Raw genomic sequence first — 16,192 nt, forward strand, 5'->3', positions numbered from 1 at the left:
CCATGGCGACCACGGCCACTCCGCTGGCGAGGTGCCCGTGTACGAGCCAGCCCAGCAGCCCGCCCACGAGCAGGGCCGCCGCGAGGGCGGCAGGCAATTTCCAGGAGAGCGTTGCAGGTTGGGCCATGCGGACGAAGTGCCGGTGGGCTCAGGATGACGGGAGCCCAGCATCGGCAAAAGCCGGGCATGTCGCAAGCCTGTTGCGCGGGTCAGGCGCTCAGCGAGAAGCGGTAGCCGGTGCCGCGCACGGTCTGCACCATGTCTTCCAGCTTCCACGGCTCCAGCGTCTTGCGCAGGCGGCGGATATGCACGTCAACCGTGCGCTCCTCCACGTACACGCTGCCGCCCCAGACGTGGTCGAGCAGCTGGGTGCGCGAATACACCCGCTCGGGGTGCGTCATGAAGAAGTACAGCAGGCGGTATTCGGTGGGCCCGATCGGCACCGCCTCGTCGCCGGCAAACACCCGGTGCGCCGGCCCGTCGATGCGCAGCTTGCCCAGTTCGACCATGCCGGAGCCGTCGTCGCCCTGGCTGCGTCGCAGCACGGCCTTGATCCGCGCGATCAGCTCGCGGGTGGAGAAGGGTTTCACCACGTAATCGTCGACGCCGGCCTCCAGGCCGTTGACGCGGTCCATCTCCTCGCCGCGCGCGGTGAGCATGATGATCGGGATTTCGCGGCTTAATTCTTCCTTGCGCAGGCGCCGGGCCAGCTCCAGTCCGCTGGTGCCGGGCAGCATCCAGTCGAGCAGGATCAGGTCGGGTACCTGCTCGGCGATCGCCAGCTGGGCGGCGCGGGCATCGGCCGCTTGCATCGCGTCCATGCCGGCCTTGCGCAGGGCGAAGGCGATCATTTCGCGTATCGAGACTTCGTCTTCTACGATCAGGATGCGTTTGTGCACGCCGTGGTCTGCCGGTGGCTTATGACGAAGATATTGCAGCTGATCAATGTTACGTGTCGATGACATCCATGGCTAGCAGGGCATCCCGGCGGTGGCAGGCCGGGCTCCGACGCCCCGGCATCGAGGCCGCGGCAGAATCCGGCCGAATGATCCGCTGATCGCTATTGCTGCCGTCCGTCCGGGTTGTCGTCGGTCTTGATCCTGCGCTTGTGCAGCTCCAGTACCAGCGGGGTCAGCTCGGCGATGCGCGCCTGGATGCGTACCCGCGCGTAGTAATCGAGGTCGTTGCGCTTGAGCAGGCGCTTGAGCTGTTCCATCGCGTCGAACGGGCGGCCGGAGTAGTAGCTGGCATCGGCAAAGGCCTCGCCGGCGCGGATGCTGTCGCCGGCCTTGTCGCTGGCGCGGGCGTAGGCGCTGTAGATCTCCGGTTCGCTGGCATTGTCCAGCAGGGGCCGCAACAGGTTCGCCGCCTGGCCGGCCTGGGCGGTATCGCCGCCCTGGGTCAGTGCTTCGGCATAGGCCAAGGCGACCGCACGGTTGCGCGGCGACTGCGCATTGAGATCGCTGTATATCGCCAGTGCGGCGGCACGCTGGCCGGCCTGCAGGCGCGCATCGGCCAGTGCCAAGCGCAAGATCGGGTTGTCCGGGTATGACTTCAACAAAGGCTGCAGCTGATCGATCGCCGCGGCACCGCGACCGCTGCGGGTGAGCGCCAGCGCGTAACCGTAACGGTTCGCGGTGGTGTCGAAGTCGTGCTGTTTCTGCAGGCCGGACGCGTAGTAGATGGCCAGCTTGGGCGCGTCACCGGCGAGCACCCGCACGCGTTCGCGCATCAATGCCCAGGTGTCCTTGCGATCGGCTGATGCCTGCGGCTGATTCAGGATGCTTGGATCCTTGACGAACGGAATCGGCGCGGTGTTCCTGGCCCACTGGCCTGGATTCAGGGTGTTGCCGGACGGACGCAGCTTCTGCGCGGCGATCAGTGCGCCTGCTCGGGACTTGGCGTCGCTGATGCGTGCGCTGGTGACCGGGTGATCCTGCAGCAACGCGGGGACATCCACACCGCCCGCGCCGGTGCTCATGACGTCCTCCATGCGCTGGAAAAAGCCGGCCATCGCGTTCGGGTCGAAACCGGCATTGGCCAGCGTCTGGATACCGACGCGGTCGGCCTCGATCTCGTCCTTGCGGGTGAAATTGATCGATTTCTGCGCAATCAGGCCCTGGCCGCCGGCCAGCACCGCCATCGGCGCATCGCCCCCACGGCTGCCGGCGCCCGCGGCGATCGCGCCCAGCAGGACAAGCGCCATCAGTGGCGCATCCTTCTTCGAATCCTCGAAGGCGCGTTGCAGGTGGTTTTGCGTGATATGGCCGATCTCGTGGGCGATCACGCCGGCCAGCTCGCTCTCGTCCTGGGTGATCAGGATCAGTCCGGAATTCACCCCGATGTAACCCCCGGGGGCGGCGAATGCATTGATCTCGGGGTCCTTGGCGATGAAGAACGCAAAGTGGTCCTTCGGCTTGTCGCAGTTGGCGACCAGCCGGTAGCCGAGGTCGTTGATGTAGTCGTCCAGCAGCGGATCGTCCACCACCATGTCCAGCGCGCGCATCTGGCGCAGCATGGAATCGCCGTAATCCTGCGCTTCCTGTGGCGAGATCAGTGCGTTCGCCGAGCTGCCCAGGTCCGGCAGGCGCACGTCCTGCTGCGCGCCGGCGGCACAGGCCAGTCCGGCGGTGATCAGGGCCGTCAGCAGGCGTGGTGCGAGTCGTCGTGGTGTCATGGTCATGGGTAGGCGACAATAGCACTGTGACCGCCGCAGGCGGTGTGGGTTCAGTGCCTGAACGGACCGTTGTCGCGGCTTGCGTTGCCGGACAGGGCACCCCATTTTCAAGCCGTTCTTTCTGTTGTTCCGGAGTGTCGTGATGTCGAAGATCGAGGTCTATTCCACCGCCGTATGTCCGTACTGCGTGGCCGCCAAGAACCTGCTCAAGTCCAAGGGGTTGGCATGGAGCGAGGTGCGCGTCGATACCGATCCGGCCCAGCGCGACGCCATGCTGGCGCGCAGTGGCGGCCATCGCACGGTGCCGCAGATCTTCGTCAACGACCAGTTCGTGGGTGGCTACGACGAACTGGTGGCGGCCGACCGCAGCGGCAAGTTGACGCAGTTGCTGGAGCAGGGCGCATGAGCGACAAGCTTGCCGAATTCACCGCGTTCCGCCAGCGCATGAACGAGCGCATCCTGGCCGAGGACAATCAGGTCGTGCGGCGCTTCTTCGCGCTGGACACGCAGACCTACAAGGCCGGCGCGCTGGATGTGAAAACCAAGGAGATGCTGGGCCTGGTCGCCTCGCTGGTGCTGCGCTGCGACGACTGCATCAGCTACCACGTGGCGCAGTGCAAGGAGGCCGGTGTCGAGCGCGATGCGTTCTTCGAGGTGTTCAGCGTAGGGCTGGTGGTGGGTGGTTCGATCGTGATTCCGCACCTGCGCCGTGCGGTGGATCTGCTCGATCAGCTGGAATCCGGTGCCGCCCCCGAGGCGGCGTGCTGCGACGATCACGCCTGACGAAAGCCGGTCCGATCAACGCGGGTCCGAAGTTCAAGTCCGCGGCAATCGTCCGGATGCCGCGCACGCCATGCGCTTTTTTGCCACGCAGCGTGCGAGTATTTTCAACGCCTTGCGAGGTGCGCGTACTGTTCGCATGGCAGCGCATCGGCGATAATTGAACGGCTTCGGCCCGTGCCCGCATCCCCACCGCACCGGCCGCTCGACGTTTTCCGTTCAAGGAGTTTCCCCATGAGCAAGAAAATTGCCGTGATCCCCGGTGATGGCATCGGCCCGGAGATCATGACTGCCACGCTGCGCGTGCTCGACGCGTTGGATTGCGGCCTCGGCTACGAGTTCGTCGACGCCGGCATGGTCGCACTGGACAAGCACGGCGACTTGCTGCCGCAGGCTACGCTGGACAAGATCGCCGAGTGCAAGGTCGCCCTGAAAGGGCCGCTGACCACGCCGATCGGCGGCGGCTTCACATCGGTCAACGTGACCCTGCGCCGGCACTTCGACCTGTACGCGAACGTGCGTCCCGCGGTGAGTTTCCCGGGCACCAGGTCGCGCTACGAGAACATCGACATCATCACCGTGCGCGAGAACACCGAAGGCGCGTACCTGTCCGAGGGACAAACGCTGTCCGAGGATGGCGAGACCGCCATTTCGTTGATCCGCAATACCCGCACCGGCAGCAGCCGCATCGTGCGCTATGCGTTCGAACTGGCGGTGAAGAAGGGCCGCAGGAAGATCACCGCTGTGCACAAGGCGAACATCCTCAAGACCAGCTCCGGGCTGTTCCTCAACGTGGCGCGCGAGATCGCCAAGGAGTACCCGCAGATCGAGTTCAACGAGATGATCGTGGACAACACCTGCATGCAGCTGGTGATGAAGCCCGAGCAGTTCGACGTGATCGTCACCACCAACCTGTTCGGCGACATCCTGTCCGACCTGTGCGCCGGCCTGGTCGGCGGCCTGGGTCTGGCGCCGGGTGACAACATCGGCACCAACGCGGCGATCTTCGAGGCGGTGCACGGCTCGGCGCCTGATATCGCCGGCAAGGGCATTGCGAATCCATGCGCGCTGTTGCTGGCCGCCGCCGACATGCTCGACTATCTGGACATGGTGGCCAAGGGCGACCAGCTGCGCCAGGCGATTCGCGCCACGGTGGAGCTGGACCATGCGCAGGTCACGCCGGACCTCGGCGGCAAGGGCAGCACCGACAGCTTCGCCGATGCGATCGTGAAGCGCCTCGCGGCCTGAGCCGGGTCGCTGTTCGTCATGAAAGCCGCGGTCGCTCGCGGCTTTTTTGTTGGATCAACCCTGGCCGAGCGGCTAGGCTCCCAGGCAGGATTGTGCGACCGCCGGAACTCGTCGATGCCATCACCTGTCGTCCCCAGCAGTGCCTACGCGTTATGGGTGTTCGTCTACATCGCCGCCGCCGTGCAGGCGGCACTGCTGGCGTTGGCATTATGGCGGCGACCGGTCAATCCCGCCGCGAACCGGCTGCTGGCGGTCTGGGTCGCGCTGACCGGCGTGGACCTGCTGGTCAAGGCGGTGTACTGGAATTCGCTGTCGCCGGAGTGGTTCAGGGTGTACCGCTTCGTCGCGCTGTTTCCGTTTCTGTACGGCAGCCTGTTCTATCTGTATGTGCGGGCGCTGATCGAGGCGCGCGGCTTTCGTTGGCGCGATGGCGTGCACCTGCTCGGTTTCGGCGTGATGCTGGCACTCAATGCGCATGTGCTTATGCTGAGCCAGCCGCAGATGCAGGCGCTGTCCGCGCGCTGGGTGGCGGGCGAAAAGACCATCGGTTCGTGGTTCGATCTTTCTTTGTTCGTCTACAGCCTGTCGTACGTGGCAGCTGCCTTGGTGCGCGTGCACCGCTACCGGCGCCGGCTGCGCCAGCGGCACTCGGATGCCGACCGGATGTCGATGCGCTGGATCGACGTGATGGCCGCCTGCCAGGTCGTCATCTGGATCATTGCCACCACGCAGTGGCTGGCGACCGTGCCGGGGATCGACTACCGATTGCTGTTTGGCGCGGTCGCCGCATGGGTCTGCATGATGGGCTGGCTCAGCTTGAACCAGTCGCCGGTGGCGAGCGAGCCGGAAGCGGTTGTCGGGGAAGTTGCAGATCCTCGCGCGGAAGACGCCGACGATGCGCGCTTTCCCGCGGTCGAGACGCGCCTGTCGCAACTGATGCGCGGCGACGATGCGCTTTATCGTGAGCCGGCGCTCACCATCGGGCAGCTGGCGAAACGCAGCGGCTACCCCGAGTACCTGGTATCGGCGGTGATCAATCGGCGCTTCGGCGGCACGTTCTGGGATTACATCAACCGGCTGCGCGTCGAGGCGGTGCGCGCGCGGCTCGCCGACCGCCAGGACGCGCGCACCATTCTCGATATCGCCTACGACTGCGGCTTCACCTCCAAATCAACTTTCAACGCCGCGTTCAAGCGGCAGATCGGCGAGACGCCGAGCGGTTACCGCAAGATGGCGGCGACTGGCGGTAGCGTCGGCACCGCCTGACGGTGCAGGGCGGCGATGACTGCAGCGACCAGCTCGCCGGTATCGTCGCCGTAGTAGAGCGAGATGCCCATGCGCACCACCACCAGTCGTTCGGACGGCACGATCACCACGTACTGCCCGAACGCGCCACGCGCGTAATACATGTCCTTCGGCAACTGCGGCATGCCCCATGGCGCATTCCATACCGGCACGCGGCCGTCGTTCACCAGGTTGGTCCAGAAGCCGGCGCCGTAGCCGGTGTGCAGTGTCTGTGAGTGGCTGTACTCGACCCATCCTTCGGGCAGAAGGCGCCGACCGTCGACAATGCCGTCATCGAGGTAGAGCTGGCCGAAACGGGCGAGGTCGCGGGCTGAGGCGTAGACATTGCTCGCCCCGATCGGCGTGCCGGTGGCGTCAGTTTCGATCACAGTGTTGCGCATGCCCAGCGGAGCGAACAGCTCATGCCGCGCGAAGCGTTCGGCATCGGCCGCACTGCCGCCGGCCGCATCGTGCACCAGCCGCGAGAGCAGCACGTAGCCGAGGTTGCTGTAGCCCCACGCTGTGCCGGGAGGGTGGGTCAGAGGCGTCCGCGCGGCGTATCCGGCCATGTCGCGCTCGAGGTAAAGCATGCGGGTCATCGGGCTGATTGCGCCATCGGTTTCGTCGAACGGCAGGCCGCTGTCCATGCGTAGCAGCTGGTCGACGGTGACGGCGTGGTGCGGGTCCAACGGCGAGCGCCAGGCGGCGATCGGCGCCGGTTGGTCCAACTGCAACTCGCCCTTGCGCACCAGGATGCCGATCAGTGCGTTGGTGATCGACTTCGATATCGAATGGGCCCAGATCGGTGTGCCCGGCCCGTAGCCGGGAGCGTAACGTTCGGCGATCAGCTGGCCGTCGCGCAGCACCACCACGGCCTTGGTCAACCGCGGGTGGGCCGGGTCGGGCTCGGCGAAGGCGCGGTCGAGTGCGCGGCGGATCGCCGGGTCGGCCGGTTCGATCGCGTTCCCCGGCCAGGTGCTGGCGATCGGGTCAGCTTCGAAGCCGGCCGCTTCGGGTACGGCACTGTCGCCCTGCACGAGCAGGCAGCCGAGTCCTTCGCGGTACACCGCCCGCGCGGAGAAATTGCCAAGCACCGAGCTGCGCACTTCGCGCCTGGCACGGTCGACCTCGTAGTGGATCGTCCAGCCGAGGCCGCGCATCAGCGGCAATTGTTCCTCGGTGAAGGTGCGCTGTGGGTCGAGCCGTGACAGGAACGCGGTGGCACATAGCGAGCGGCTGACCGAGCCGGTGGCGGTGCGGAAGAGCTCCTTGCCGGTGGTACCGGTCCAGATGACGGCAGCAAGCAGCAGGACGAGCAGGGAGGCGAGGGTGATTTTCAGCAAGCGCAAGGCCATGGGATCCGCCAGGTCGGGTTGTCGGGGTGGCGAGCATGGGGATGTGGGGATCGGCGATCGTCCAATCCGGCGGAATCGTACGACGCAGGAATGGCGTGCGGGTGCGATCCGCCCGGTTCGGACGCTGGTTCAGTCCAGGCTGCCTCCGTTGCTGGCGCAGCCGCTGAACTCGCGTTCGACGCGACGGCGCAGGGCGGGAATCCGCAACCGCAAGAACGGCCAGTAGGCCGGGATCTGCCGGCACAGCAGGGAGAACCCGGCCGCGCCGCGCAAGGTTTCACCGTTGCGCAGATCCTGCACCACGGCTTCGCCCATGCGCAGCGGATCCACGGCCGAGACGCTCGTGGAATCCTCGAAACGGCCCAGCCAGTCGAGCCGGCGGTGCAGTCGCGCGTAACGTGTGCACTTTGCGCAGCCGGCGTGGCGATACAGCCTGATTGCGGTTCAGTGTTTTGCCGGTTTGTAGCTGCCCGGCTCCGCGCGCGACGGGACGGCAATGCGGTTCCAGCTGTTGATCAGGATCACCGCCATGTTGAGGTCGACCAGCTCTTCCTCGCTGAACTGGGCCCGTGCCTCCTCGTGGATCTCGTCGGGTACGCCGTGGATCGGATCGAGCCGGGTGACGGCTTCGCACCAGGCCAATGCGGCACGTTCGCGAGCACTGTAGAACGGCGCCTCGCGCCAGGCCTGCAGCAGGTACAGCCGCTGTTCGGTCTCGCCGGCGGCGCGGGCGTCCTTGCTGTGCATGTCCAGGCAGTAGGCGCAGCCGTTGAGCTGCGAGGCGCGCATCAGCACCAGTTCGACCAGGCTTTGCTCGATGCCGCAGTTCTTGACGTATTCGGCCAGGGCGAACAGCGGCTTGGTGGCGTCCGGGCGTTTGTAGGCATTGAATCGGGACATGGGGTTCTCCTTGCGATATACGGCCGGCAGTGACCGTTCAATGCAAGGACGCGGATGCCGCCGGTTTTGTGACAGCCGCCAGGCGGGCGAGTTTGCCGGGGTGGCGCAGGGAATGAATCGCGGTGATGCGCTCGCCGTCGTCGTCGATCCAGCTGGCCGTGACCAGCGTGTCGCCATGCCAGCCGAACAGGGCTGGCATGCCATTGAGCTGGCGGATCTCGTGGCGTACGCCATGGCGCTGTTGCTGCAGCCCAATCTGCATGTAAAGCCGGGCCAGCCGCTCGGCGCCGTGCAGCGGGTGCAGGGTGGCCCGTGCCAGGCCGCCGCCGTCGGCAACGCTCATGGCGTCTTCGGCAAACAGGGCACGCAGTGTGGGCATATCCGGTTGCTGCAATGCCTGCATGAAGCGTTCGAGCAGACGTTGCTGGGTGTGGATGTCCGGCATCGCCTGGCGTGGGCGATCCTCGCGCAGCCGCTGTTTCGCCCGATGCACGCGCTGGCGGCAGGCGTCCTCGCCGATGCCGAGCATGGCTGCCGTCTCGGTATGGCTGTAATCGAATACCTCGCGCAACAGAAAGGCGGCGCGTTCCTCGGGATTCAGCCGCTCCAGCAACAGCAGGAAGCTCAGGGTCAGGCTCTCGGCGCGCTCCAGCTGCGCTTCGGGTTGCTCGGATTCGGCGATCAGCGGTTCCGGCAGCCATGGGCCAGGGTAATGCGCGCGTTCGGTCTTGGCGCGGCGCAGGCGATCCAGCGACAGCCGGGTAGTCACCGTGACCAGCCACGCCTCGGCATCGTCCAGCGCGTCGACATCCTGCGCAGCCCAGCGCAGCCAGGCGTCATGCAGCACGTCCTCGGCATCGGCGGGTGTGCCCAGCATGCGGTAGGCCAGCCCGAACAGGCGTGGGCGGTATTGCTGGAACAGGGCGGTGGATGAATCCATGGCGTTCTCCTTGGTACGCATCAAGGACGCACGGGAATCATCCGATGTGACAGTTCAGCGGAAGAACGGCCATGGTGCCAGAAAGATCAGCCAGATCAGCAGCAGGATGCCAAGATATTTGCAGGCCTTGTACAGCTTCTTGCACCGGCTCTTGAACGCTGCCTTGAACGCATGGCCCGCGCCGCGCCTGCGCTGGCTGAGCGCGAACAGGCGGTTCACGAAACCGGTCTTCTCCGCCTCGCCCTCGGTGTTCGGTGAGGCGGTGATCTTGCCCATGAACGCGCCGACCCGATGGTTGATCGCATTCATCCAGCGCGTGCGCAGTGGCCGTTCGACATCGGCGAACAGGATCACCCGGGTCTGCCCGGTCTTGTTCTCGGCCCAGTGCACGTAGGTTTCGTCGAACACCACGTCCTTGCCGTCGGCCCATGCATGTTCCTCGCCATCGACGAAGATGCGGCAGTCCCGCGAATTGGGCGTGATCAAACCCAGGTGATAGCGCAGCGAGCCGGCGAACGGGTCCCTGTGCGGGTTGAGCTTGCTGCCCGGTGGCAGCAGCGCGAACATCGCCGCCTTCACGCTGGGGATCGATTTCAGCAGGGCCACCGTCTGCGGACACAGCGCTTCGGCCGAGGCCAGCGGTTCGCCATACCATTTCAGGTAGAAGCGCTTCCAGCCCTGCTTGAAGAAGCTGTTGAAGCTGGCATCGTTGTTCTTCGCGGCGGCGCGGATATAGCCCTCGTCGAACAGGTGCGTCGCCTCGTCGCGAATGACTTTCCAGTTCGCCTGCAGCAGGTCCAGCTGCGGAAAGCCGCGGCGATCGAGAATCGGTCGCGCCGGCACGGCCGAGAACGCATACATCAGCAGGTTGTATGGCGCGAAGACGGCCGAGTGGTCGACCAGCTGGCGATCGAAGCGCAGCCGCACGCGTCCGCGCAGGTGCACCAGCAGCACACATAGCGCAAAGAAGGCGAACAGGGCCAGCAGGACGAGGCGGGGAGCAAGGATCATGTCGACAAGTGAAACCGTGGCGGCGCAGTCAAGCGGCTCATTCTACTCGCTCGCGGAAAGCGTTCACTCAGAATCGCCGGCGCCCAGCGGAAGCCGTTCAGTGTCGCAGCACATGCACGGCACCGCCGCCGGGACGATAGCCGCGCTGCAACGCGCGCTGCACATAGGCCACCGCACGACGCACGGCCGAACGCGGTGAACGCCCGCCCGCGAGTCCGGCGGCAATCGCCGACGCCAGCGTGCAGCCGGTGCCATGACCTTCCAGCGGCAGCCGCGGGTGGCGCAGCTCCAGCACGCCGCGTGCGTCGTAATAGCGGTCGACCACTTCATTGCCTTTGGCGTGGCCGCCCTTGAGCAGCACCGCGCCGGCACCAAGCGTCAGCAGCGCCGCGCCGGCGGCGTCGAACTGCGCGGTGGTCTTGATCGGGTGGCCCAGCAATGCCTCGGCCTCGGGCAGGTTCGGGGTGAGGACATCGGCCAGTGGAATAAGCTCTTCGGTCAACGCTTCGATAGCGTCTTCATCCAGCAGGCGCGCACCGCTGGTGGCGATCATCACCGGATCGACCACCAGCCACGCCGGCTGGCGCCTGGACATTTCATGCGCCACCAGGCGGGTGATCGCCGCGTTGCCGAGCATGCCCGTCTTCACGGCAGCAATCGGGAAGTCGTCGAACAACGCCGCGAGCTGGCTGCGGACATGCGCCAGCGGTACGGCGTGCGCGGCGGAGACGCCACGCGTGTTCTGCGAAGTGAGTGCGGTGATGGCGGATAGCCCATGCACGCCGAACGCGTGGAAGGTCTTCAGGTCGGCCTGGATGCCTGCACCACCGCCGGAGTCGGAACCGGCGATGGTGAGGGCAATCGGTGGTTGCGTGAATCGCATGTGTTGAAGCCTAGAGTGCCTCCGCCGCAAAGTCCGCCAGCCGCGAGCGTTCGCCGCGCCGCAGGGTGATATGCGCCGAATGCTCCCATTCCTTGAAGCGGTCCACCGCATAGGTGAGGCCGGAGGTGGTTTCGGTGAGGTAGGGCGTGTCGATCTGCTCGACGTTGCCGAGGCAGACGATCTTGGTGCCGGGGCCGGCACGGGTGATCAGGGTCTTCATCTGCTTGGGGGTGAGGTTCTGCGCTTCGTCGATGATCAGGTAACGGCTCAGGAAGGTGCGCCCGCGCATGAAATTGAGCGAGCGGATCTTGATGCGCGAGGCGAGCAGGTCGTTGGTGGCCTGGCGGCCCCAGCTGCCGCCGTCCTCGGGATTGGCGAGTACTTCGAGGTTGTCGGTCAGCGCGCCCATCCACGGCGTCATCTTCTCTTCCTCGGTGCCAGGCAGGAAGCCGATGTCCTCGCCCACCGAAACGGTGGCGCGGGTCATGATGATCTCGCGATAGCGCTGCTGATCCATCACCTGCGCCAGGCCGGCGGCCAGCGCCAGCAGGGTCTTGCCGGTGCCGGCATTGCCGAGCAGGGTGACGAAGTCGACGTCCGGATCCATCAGCGCGTTGAGCGCGAAGTTCTGCTCGCGGTTGCGTGCGCCGATGCCCCACACGTGATGGTTGGCGTGCGAGTGGTCGTCCAGCAGCACCAGCGTGGCGCTGGTGTCGTCGATGTGCAGCACGCGCAGCTCGACGCTGTTGTCGCCGGGCAGGAACAGGCATTCGTTGGGGTGCCAGCTTTCTTCCTCGTGGCGTTTCACCTTGTAGAACGTGCGCCCGCGCTCGGTCCATGACTGCACTTCCGGGTGCCGGTCCCAGAAGTCCTCGGACAGCTCGGTCGAGCCGGTATAGAGCAGGGAGAAATCATCGAGTGCGCGATCGTTCTCGTAATCCTCGGCGACGATGCCGTTGATGCTCGCCTTGATCCGCAGGTTGATGTCCTTGGTGACCAGGATGACCGCGCGATCGGGATTCTGGTCGCGCAGCTCGATCACTGCCGACAGGATCTGGTTGTCCGCCTTGGTGTGGCCGTTGCTGCTGGTGCGGTGCTGGAAATACAGCCGGCCCACGGAGCCGCCACGCTTGAGCTTGATGCCCTGTGGATTGCTCAGCTCCAGCCCTTCGCTGAGGTCGTGCTGCTTGCCCAGCTCGATCAGTTCGTTGAGGAAGCGGCTGACCTGGCGGCCATTGCGCGAGACTTCCGAGGAACCCTTCTTTTTTTCGTCCAGTTCCTCCAGCACGGTCATCGGGATGAAGACGTCGTGTTCCTCGAAGCGGAACAGCGAGGTCGGGTCGTGCAGCAGGACGTTGGTGTCGAGAGCGTAGATGCGCTTGCTTCCGGTCATGCGGAAGTGTCCTCGCTGGTGGGGAGATGAAAGAACCGCGGTGCGCCGCGCACCGTGGTTGCTTGATGACGGCACGGTGCGCTGGCTGGCTGCCGGCAAGCCATACGGGTGAAGACCAAGAATGACGGTACGGTCACTGCGCGGGGATGGTGTCGAGTACGGCCTGGGCATGGCCTGGCACTTTCACGCCGCGCCATTCGCGGGCCAGTTTACCCAGGGGGTCGATCAGGAAGGTGCTGCGCACGATCCCGAGATGGCGTTTCCCGTACAGCACCTTTTCGTGGATCACATCGAATGCCCGGCACCAGGTTTCATCGGGGTCGGAAACCAGCGGGAACGGCAGCTCCTGCTTCGCGACAAAATTAGCGTGCGATTTTACGGAGTCGCGTGACACCCCGATGACCTGCGCGTGGCGCTGACGGAATTTCGGATAGAGATCGCGAAAATCCTTCGCCTCGTTGGTGCACCCCGGCGTGCTGTCCTTGGGATAGAAATACACCACCACCCACTGGCCTTTCAGGCTGGCCAGCTTCAATTCACTGCCGTCGTTGGTTGTACCGTCGAGCGAAGGGGCTTTCTTGCCGATTTCAGGCATGACTATTCCTGCATGGCGGCAAGCCGCCGTGCACACGGGTGAAGAGGAGAATTCGGGAGCCGGCTGACGGCGAACGCTGCGGGTGGCGCGCAGAAGGCGATCGGATTGGATCGGCACACTGACGGCAATGCAGGGTTCCTCGGTAGTCCTTGAGAGCAAGACTAGCGCGTGCGCACCCGCCGATGACAGTCCTTGCCAGATGCCGCAGATCGCGCGATGCTCAGAACTTCACCGGATCCATGATCGCATCCAGGTTCAGGCCGTCGCACAGCTCCAGAAAGTCGTCGCGCAACGCGGCGATGTGGATTTCCGCCGGGATGCCGATGGTGAACTGGGCCTGGAACATCTCCGCGCCGGTCTGCATTGCCTGATAGCGGGTGGAATTGAGTTGCTCCACGCTGATGCCGTGCTGGGTGAAGAACTCCACGATGCGCGCCACGATGCCTGGCCGGTCGGCCGCGACCACCTCTACCAGGTACGGCAACAGATGCGAGCTGTTCTCACGCGGGCCGGTGCGGTAGTGCACCAGCCGCAGGCTTTCGTCGCGGGCCAGCTTGGCCAGGGCGGTTTCCAGCTTGGCCAGTGCATCCCATGCGCCGCTGGCCAGCAGCATCAGCGAGATTTCCGTGCCGATCGTCGACACGCGCGATTCGGACAGGTTGCAGCCGGCATCGGCGATGCGCTTGGCCAGTGCCAGCAACGGCGACTTGCTCGCCGGTGTGAGGGCCTGGATCAGCAGCTGGTTGTCGTTGCCCGTGCGCGCAGCCGGAGCAGAAGAGACGGAAGTAGGTTTCAAAGGTTCTACCTGTGGCGTCGTCCCGCATCGTGCGGAAAAGCCGAGATTACTCCGATCCGGCTTACTTGCCCGCTTCGCGAGGCGACAAGTAACATGTGCGGCTTGATCTGCAGCGGAATCGAGTCTTGAACATTCGCGGAAGCATCTGCGCACTGGTGACCCCGTTCGCAGCCGGTGGCACCCTCGACCTGCCGGCGTTTGAGCGGTTGCTCGACCATCAGCTTGCCGGTGGCACGCAGGCGCTGGTGGTGGCCGGCTCCACCGGCGAAGCGCACATGCTGGAGCACGACGAGTTCGACCGCCTGCTGGCGTTCGCGGTCGAGCACGTGGCCGGGCGGGTTCCGGTGATTGCCGGCACCGGTGAAGCGGGCACCGCCAAGACCGTAGCCTTGACGCGCCGCGCCAAGGCGTTGGGAGCCGATGCGGCGCTGGTGGTGACGCCTTATTACGTGCGTCCGACCCAGGAAGGCCTGCGCCGGCATTTCCTCGAAGTGGCCGAGCACGGCGGCCTCCCGGTTCTGCTCTACAACGTGCCCAGCCGCACCGGTTGCGATCTGTGGCCGGAAACCGTCGCCAAGCTGCGTGAGCATCCGGCGATCATCGGCATCAAGGAGGCCTGCAGCGATCGCGAACGGATTTCGGCGCTAGCGGAACTTGTGCGCGCGGATTTCGTCTATCTGTCCGGTGACGACGGCAGTGCCGGCGAAGCCATGCTGGCGGGTGCGGCCGGTACGATCTCGGTGGTGGCCAACCTGGTGCCACGGGCTTTTCGGGCATTGTGCGATGCGGCGATGAGCGGTGATCATGCCGCCACGGCGCGGCGTCATGCGATACTTGATCCGCTGGTACAGGCGCTCAACTGCGCGCCGAACCCGATCGCGGTCAAGGCCGGCCTGCCATTGCTGGGGCTGGGTCTGGCGTTGCCGAGATTGCCCCTGGTTGAACTGAACGACGGTCCGGATCGCGCCCGATTGCACCAAGCGCTGTCCAGTCTGGCATCCTTGGCGACTGCAGCCGGTTGATCGGTTGCCTGATTTACTCACGGAATCCCATTACATGAAGAAAACCTCGCTTCTCGTGGCCTTGTCGGCCGTAGCCCTCAGTGGGCTGCTGCTTTCCGGCTGCGGCATGTTCCGCTCGCACAAGGCATGGGACACTGCCCAGCAGGAATCGCCGCTGGAGATTCCGCCCACGCTGGACCGGCCTTCGACCAGCGATGCCTTGGTCATTCCGGCGCCAGGTGCGAACCTGCCGACCTCAAGCGGTGCCGTTGCCCGCGTCAACGATGGCAACGGTCAGATCACCGACGGCTTCGTGGTGGCCGACAGCGTCGACAATACGTACCGCAAGGTGGGCGACGTGCTGCAAGGCGGCAGCCTGGGCCAGGTGGTCAGTCATGACGATGCCGCCCATGGCTACAACCTCAACGTTCCGAGTTCGATTGCACAGCAGTCGAAGAAGAAAGGCTTTTTCGGCCGCCTGTTCAGTCATGACAAGAGCGATGCCAGCGGCACGTCCGGCTCCGCGTACCCGGTGCAGGTCAGCATTGGCGGCAGCGGCACGAATGCCAGCGAGATCCGTGCGCAGGGCAATGCGGCAGCCGTGGCCAAGGTGATCGATACGCTGAAATCGCGTCTGGGCAGCTGAGACGACACGCGCCACAAACAAGAACGCCGCCTCTAAGGCGGCGTTCTTGTTTGTGGAAGCGGGGTTTGTTCCGTAAAGGACGGGTATCAGCGCTGAAGCAGCTCGAGCTTGCCCGGTTTGCCTTCCCAGTCCTTGGCGTCGGCCGGGCTGTCCTTGCGTTCGGTGATCACCGGCCAGTCCTTTGCCAGTTCGGCGTTGAGCGCCACGAAAGCCTCCTGGCCAGCCGGTACATCGTCTTCCGGATAGATCGCGTTGATCGGGCACTCGGGTTCGCACAAGGTGCAGTCGATGCACTCGTCCGGATCGATCACGAGGAAATTGGGGCCTTCATGGAAGGCGTCGACCGGGCAGACCTCGACGCAATCGGTGTATTTGCACTTGATGCAGTTGTCGATGACGACGAAAGTCATGGAGGCAATTCAGCTGTATGGATGGCGGTCGAGGAGGCTCTTGTGAAGAGTGCGGCCATGGATGGCCGCTTCTGATCTGGCCAATAGCCAAGGTGCGCAAGCTGTCAGGATCCTTGCAGACAACGGCAATCATGGAAGATTGCATAGACGAATGGTGCTCCCTACGAGACTCGAACTCGTGTTCCCGCCTTGAGAGGGCAGTGTCCTAGGCCACTAGACGAAGGGAGCGTTATCCTGCGAGGCGCGCTAGTATAACGGAATTGTTTCGTCCGG

Annotated in this window: 18 protein-coding genes and 1 tRNA gene; 6 read left to right on the forward strand and 13 right to left on the reverse strand. The window is 64.9% G+C overall.

Features of this window, described 5'->3' with window-relative positions; all coding sequences use genetic code 11:
* Positions 1–209: 209 nt before the first annotated feature.
* Both phoB and B0E46_RS16030 read right to left on the reverse strand, forming a co-directional pair.
* Positions 210–899 (reverse strand): phosphate regulon transcriptional regulator PhoB, encoded by a 690-nt coding sequence (phoB, locus tag B0E46_RS16025; protein ID WP_077556730.1) that lies wholly within the window; start codon positions 897–899, stop codon positions 210–212.
* 161 nt (positions 900–1,060) lie between these two features.
* Positions 1,061–2,683: a M48 family metalloprotease gene (locus tag B0E46_RS16030; protein WP_077556731.1), complete on the reverse strand. Its 1,623-nt coding sequence runs from the start codon at positions 2,681–2,683 to the stop codon at positions 1,061–1,063.
* Between the two features lie 136 nt (positions 2,684–2,819).
* Between B0E46_RS16030 and grxC the strand changes: the two genes are divergently transcribed.
* The 4 genes from grxC to B0E46_RS16050 all read left to right on the forward strand — a co-directional run bounded on the left by grxC (position 2,820) and on the right by B0E46_RS16050 (position 5,971).
* Positions 2,820–3,083 carry a glutaredoxin 3 gene (grxC, locus tag B0E46_RS16035; RefSeq protein WP_077556732.1) on the forward strand — a complete coding sequence of 88 codons (264 nt, stop codon included), beginning with the start codon at positions 2,820–2,822 and terminating at the stop codon, positions 3,081–3,083.
* Positions 3,080–3,460, forward strand: a complete 381-nt coding sequence (locus B0E46_RS16040) for a carboxymuconolactone decarboxylase family protein (RefSeq protein ID WP_077556733.1) — start codon at positions 3,080–3,082, stop codon at positions 3,458–3,460. Before grxC ends, B0E46_RS16040 begins: the two co-directional genes overlap by 4 nt.
* A 231-nt stretch (positions 3,461–3,691) precedes the next feature.
* Positions 3,692–4,705, forward strand: coding sequence for an isocitrate dehydrogenase (locus tag B0E46_RS16045; protein WP_077556734.1), 1,014 nt, complete (start codon positions 3,692–3,694; stop codon positions 4,703–4,705).
* Between the two features lie 114 nt (positions 4,706–4,819).
* Complete coding sequence (locus B0E46_RS16050) at positions 4,820–5,971, forward strand: AraC family transcriptional regulator (protein ID WP_077556936.1); 1,152 nt, start codon at positions 4,820–4,822, stop codon at positions 5,969–5,971.
* Here the strand turns inward: B0E46_RS16050 and B0E46_RS16055 are convergent.
* The 9 genes from B0E46_RS16055 to B0E46_RS16095 form a co-directional block, all read right to left on the reverse strand.
* Positions 5,926–7,344: a serine hydrolase gene (locus tag B0E46_RS16055; protein ID WP_077556735.1), complete on the reverse strand. Its 1,419-nt coding sequence runs from the start codon at positions 7,342–7,344 to the stop codon at positions 5,926–5,928. The two genes, B0E46_RS16050 and B0E46_RS16055, sit on opposite strands and share 46 nt — an antisense overlap.
* A gap of 129 nt (positions 7,345–7,473) precedes the next feature.
* Positions 7,474–7,674, reverse strand: a complete 201-nt coding sequence (locus B0E46_RS16060) for a hypothetical protein (RefSeq protein ID WP_077556736.1) — start codon at positions 7,672–7,674, stop codon at positions 7,474–7,476.
* A 114-nt stretch (positions 7,675–7,788) separates the two neighbouring features.
* Positions 7,789–8,244, reverse strand: a complete 456-nt coding sequence (locus B0E46_RS16065) for a carboxymuconolactone decarboxylase family protein (protein ID WP_077556737.1) — start codon at positions 8,242–8,244, stop codon at positions 7,789–7,791.
* Between the two features lie 37 nt (positions 8,245–8,281).
* The gene (gene sigJ / locus B0E46_RS16070; RefSeq protein WP_077556937.1) at positions 8,282–9,184 is read right to left on the reverse strand and encodes an RNA polymerase sigma factor SigJ; all 903 of its coding nucleotides are present in this window, start codon (positions 9,182–9,184) and stop codon (positions 8,282–8,284) included.
* Between the two features lie 54 nt (positions 9,185–9,238).
* Complete coding sequence (locus B0E46_RS16075) at positions 9,239–10,195, reverse strand: aspartyl/asparaginyl beta-hydroxylase domain-containing protein (protein WP_077556738.1); 957 nt, start codon at positions 10,193–10,195, stop codon at positions 9,239–9,241.
* 97 nt (positions 10,196–10,292) lie between these two features.
* Entirely contained in the window at positions 10,293–11,078 is a 786-nt protein-coding gene (gene thiD, locus B0E46_RS16080) for a bifunctional hydroxymethylpyrimidine kinase/phosphomethylpyrimidine kinase (RefSeq protein WP_077556739.1), read from the reverse strand.
* A 10-nt stretch (positions 11,079–11,088) separates the two neighbouring features.
* The gene (locus tag B0E46_RS16085) at positions 11,089–12,471 is read right to left on the reverse strand and encodes a PhoH family protein (RefSeq protein WP_077556740.1); all 1,383 of its coding nucleotides are present in this window, start codon (positions 12,469–12,471) and stop codon (positions 11,089–11,091) included.
* A gap of 133 nt (positions 12,472–12,604) precedes the next feature.
* Complete coding sequence (locus tag B0E46_RS16090) at positions 12,605–13,066, reverse strand: peroxiredoxin (RefSeq protein WP_077556741.1); 462 nt, start codon at positions 13,064–13,066, stop codon at positions 12,605–12,607.
* 220 nt (positions 13,067–13,286) lie between these two features.
* Entirely contained in the window at positions 13,287–13,862 is a 576-nt protein-coding gene (locus B0E46_RS16095; protein WP_174567093.1) for a glycine cleavage system protein R, read from the reverse strand.
* A gap of 125 nt (positions 13,863–13,987) precedes the next feature.
* On the opposite strand from B0E46_RS16095, the gene dapA reads away from it, so the two are divergent.
* Together dapA and B0E46_RS16105 are read left to right on the forward strand one after the other, a co-directional pair.
* The gene (gene dapA / locus B0E46_RS16100; RefSeq protein ID WP_077556742.1) at positions 13,988–14,884 is read left to right on the forward strand and encodes a 4-hydroxy-tetrahydrodipicolinate synthase; all 897 of its coding nucleotides are present in this window, start codon (positions 13,988–13,990) and stop codon (positions 14,882–14,884) included.
* A 34-nt stretch (positions 14,885–14,918) separates the two neighbouring features.
* Positions 14,919–15,509 (forward strand): hypothetical protein, encoded by a 591-nt coding sequence (locus tag B0E46_RS16105; protein ID WP_077556743.1) that lies wholly within the window; start codon positions 14,919–14,921, stop codon positions 15,507–15,509.
* A gap of 86 nt (positions 15,510–15,595) precedes the next feature.
* Here the strand turns inward: B0E46_RS16105 and fdxA are convergent, their stop codons facing one another.
* Entirely contained in the window at positions 15,596–15,919 is a 324-nt protein-coding gene (gene fdxA / locus B0E46_RS16110; protein ID WP_077556744.1) for a ferredoxin FdxA, read from the reverse strand.
* A 152-nt stretch (positions 15,920–16,071) separates the two neighbouring features.
* Positions 16,072–16,147: transfer RNA gene (locus tag B0E46_RS16115), tRNA-Glu, on the reverse strand.
* Between the last annotated feature and the right edge of the window lie 45 nt (positions 16,148–16,192).

Source organism: Rhodanobacter sp. B04 (assembly GCF_002001125.1).
GTDB lineage: Bacteria > Pseudomonadota > Gammaproteobacteria > Xanthomonadales > Rhodanobacteraceae > Rhodanobacter.

Excerpts from the sequence above, each read along its gene's own strand:
- B0E46_RS16030 (WP_077556731.1), bottom strand. The coding sequence starts at position 2,683 with ATGACCATGACACCACGACGACTCGCACCACGCCTGCTGACGGCCCTG.
- grxC (WP_077556732.1), top strand. The coding sequence starts at position 2,820 with ATGTCGAAGATCGAGGTCTATTCCACCGCCGTATGTCCGTACTGCGTG.
- B0E46_RS16040 (WP_077556733.1), top strand. The coding sequence starts at position 3,080 with ATGAGCGACAAGCTTGCCGAATTCACCGCGTTCCGCCAGCGCATGAAC.
- B0E46_RS16045 (WP_077556734.1), top strand. The coding sequence starts at position 3,692 with ATGAGCAAGAAAATTGCCGTGATCCCCGGTGATGGCATCGGCCCGGAG.
- B0E46_RS16050 (WP_077556936.1), top strand. The coding sequence starts at position 4,820 with ATGCCATCACCTGTCGTCCCCAGCAGTGCCTACGCGTTATGGGTGTTC.
- B0E46_RS16055 (WP_077556735.1), bottom strand. The coding sequence starts at position 7,344 with ATGGCCTTGCGCTTGCTGAAAATCACCCTCGCCTCCCTGCTCGTCCTG.
- B0E46_RS16065 (WP_077556737.1), bottom strand. The coding sequence starts at position 8,244 with ATGTCCCGATTCAATGCCTACAAACGCCCGGACGCCACCAAGCCGCTG.
- sigJ (WP_077556937.1), bottom strand. The coding sequence starts at position 9,184 with ATGGATTCATCCACCGCCCTGTTCCAGCAATACCGCCCACGCCTGTTC.
- B0E46_RS16075 (WP_077556738.1), bottom strand. The coding sequence starts at position 10,195 with ATGATCCTTGCTCCCCGCCTCGTCCTGCTGGCCCTGTTCGCCTTCTTT.
- thiD (WP_077556739.1), bottom strand. The coding sequence starts at position 11,078 with ATGCGATTCACGCAACCACCGATTGCCCTCACCATCGCCGGTTCCGAC.
- B0E46_RS16085 (WP_077556740.1), bottom strand. The coding sequence starts at position 12,471 with ATGACCGGAAGCAAGCGCATCTACGCTCTCGACACCAACGTCCTGCTG.
- B0E46_RS16090 (WP_077556741.1), bottom strand. The coding sequence starts at position 13,066 with ATGCCTGAAATCGGCAAGAAAGCCCCTTCGCTCGACGGTACAACCAAC.
- B0E46_RS16105 (WP_077556743.1), top strand. The coding sequence starts at position 14,919 with ATGAAGAAAACCTCGCTTCTCGTGGCCTTGTCGGCCGTAGCCCTCAGT.
- fdxA (WP_077556744.1), bottom strand. The coding sequence starts at position 15,919 with ATGACTTTCGTCGTCATCGACAACTGCATCAAGTGCAAATACACCGAT.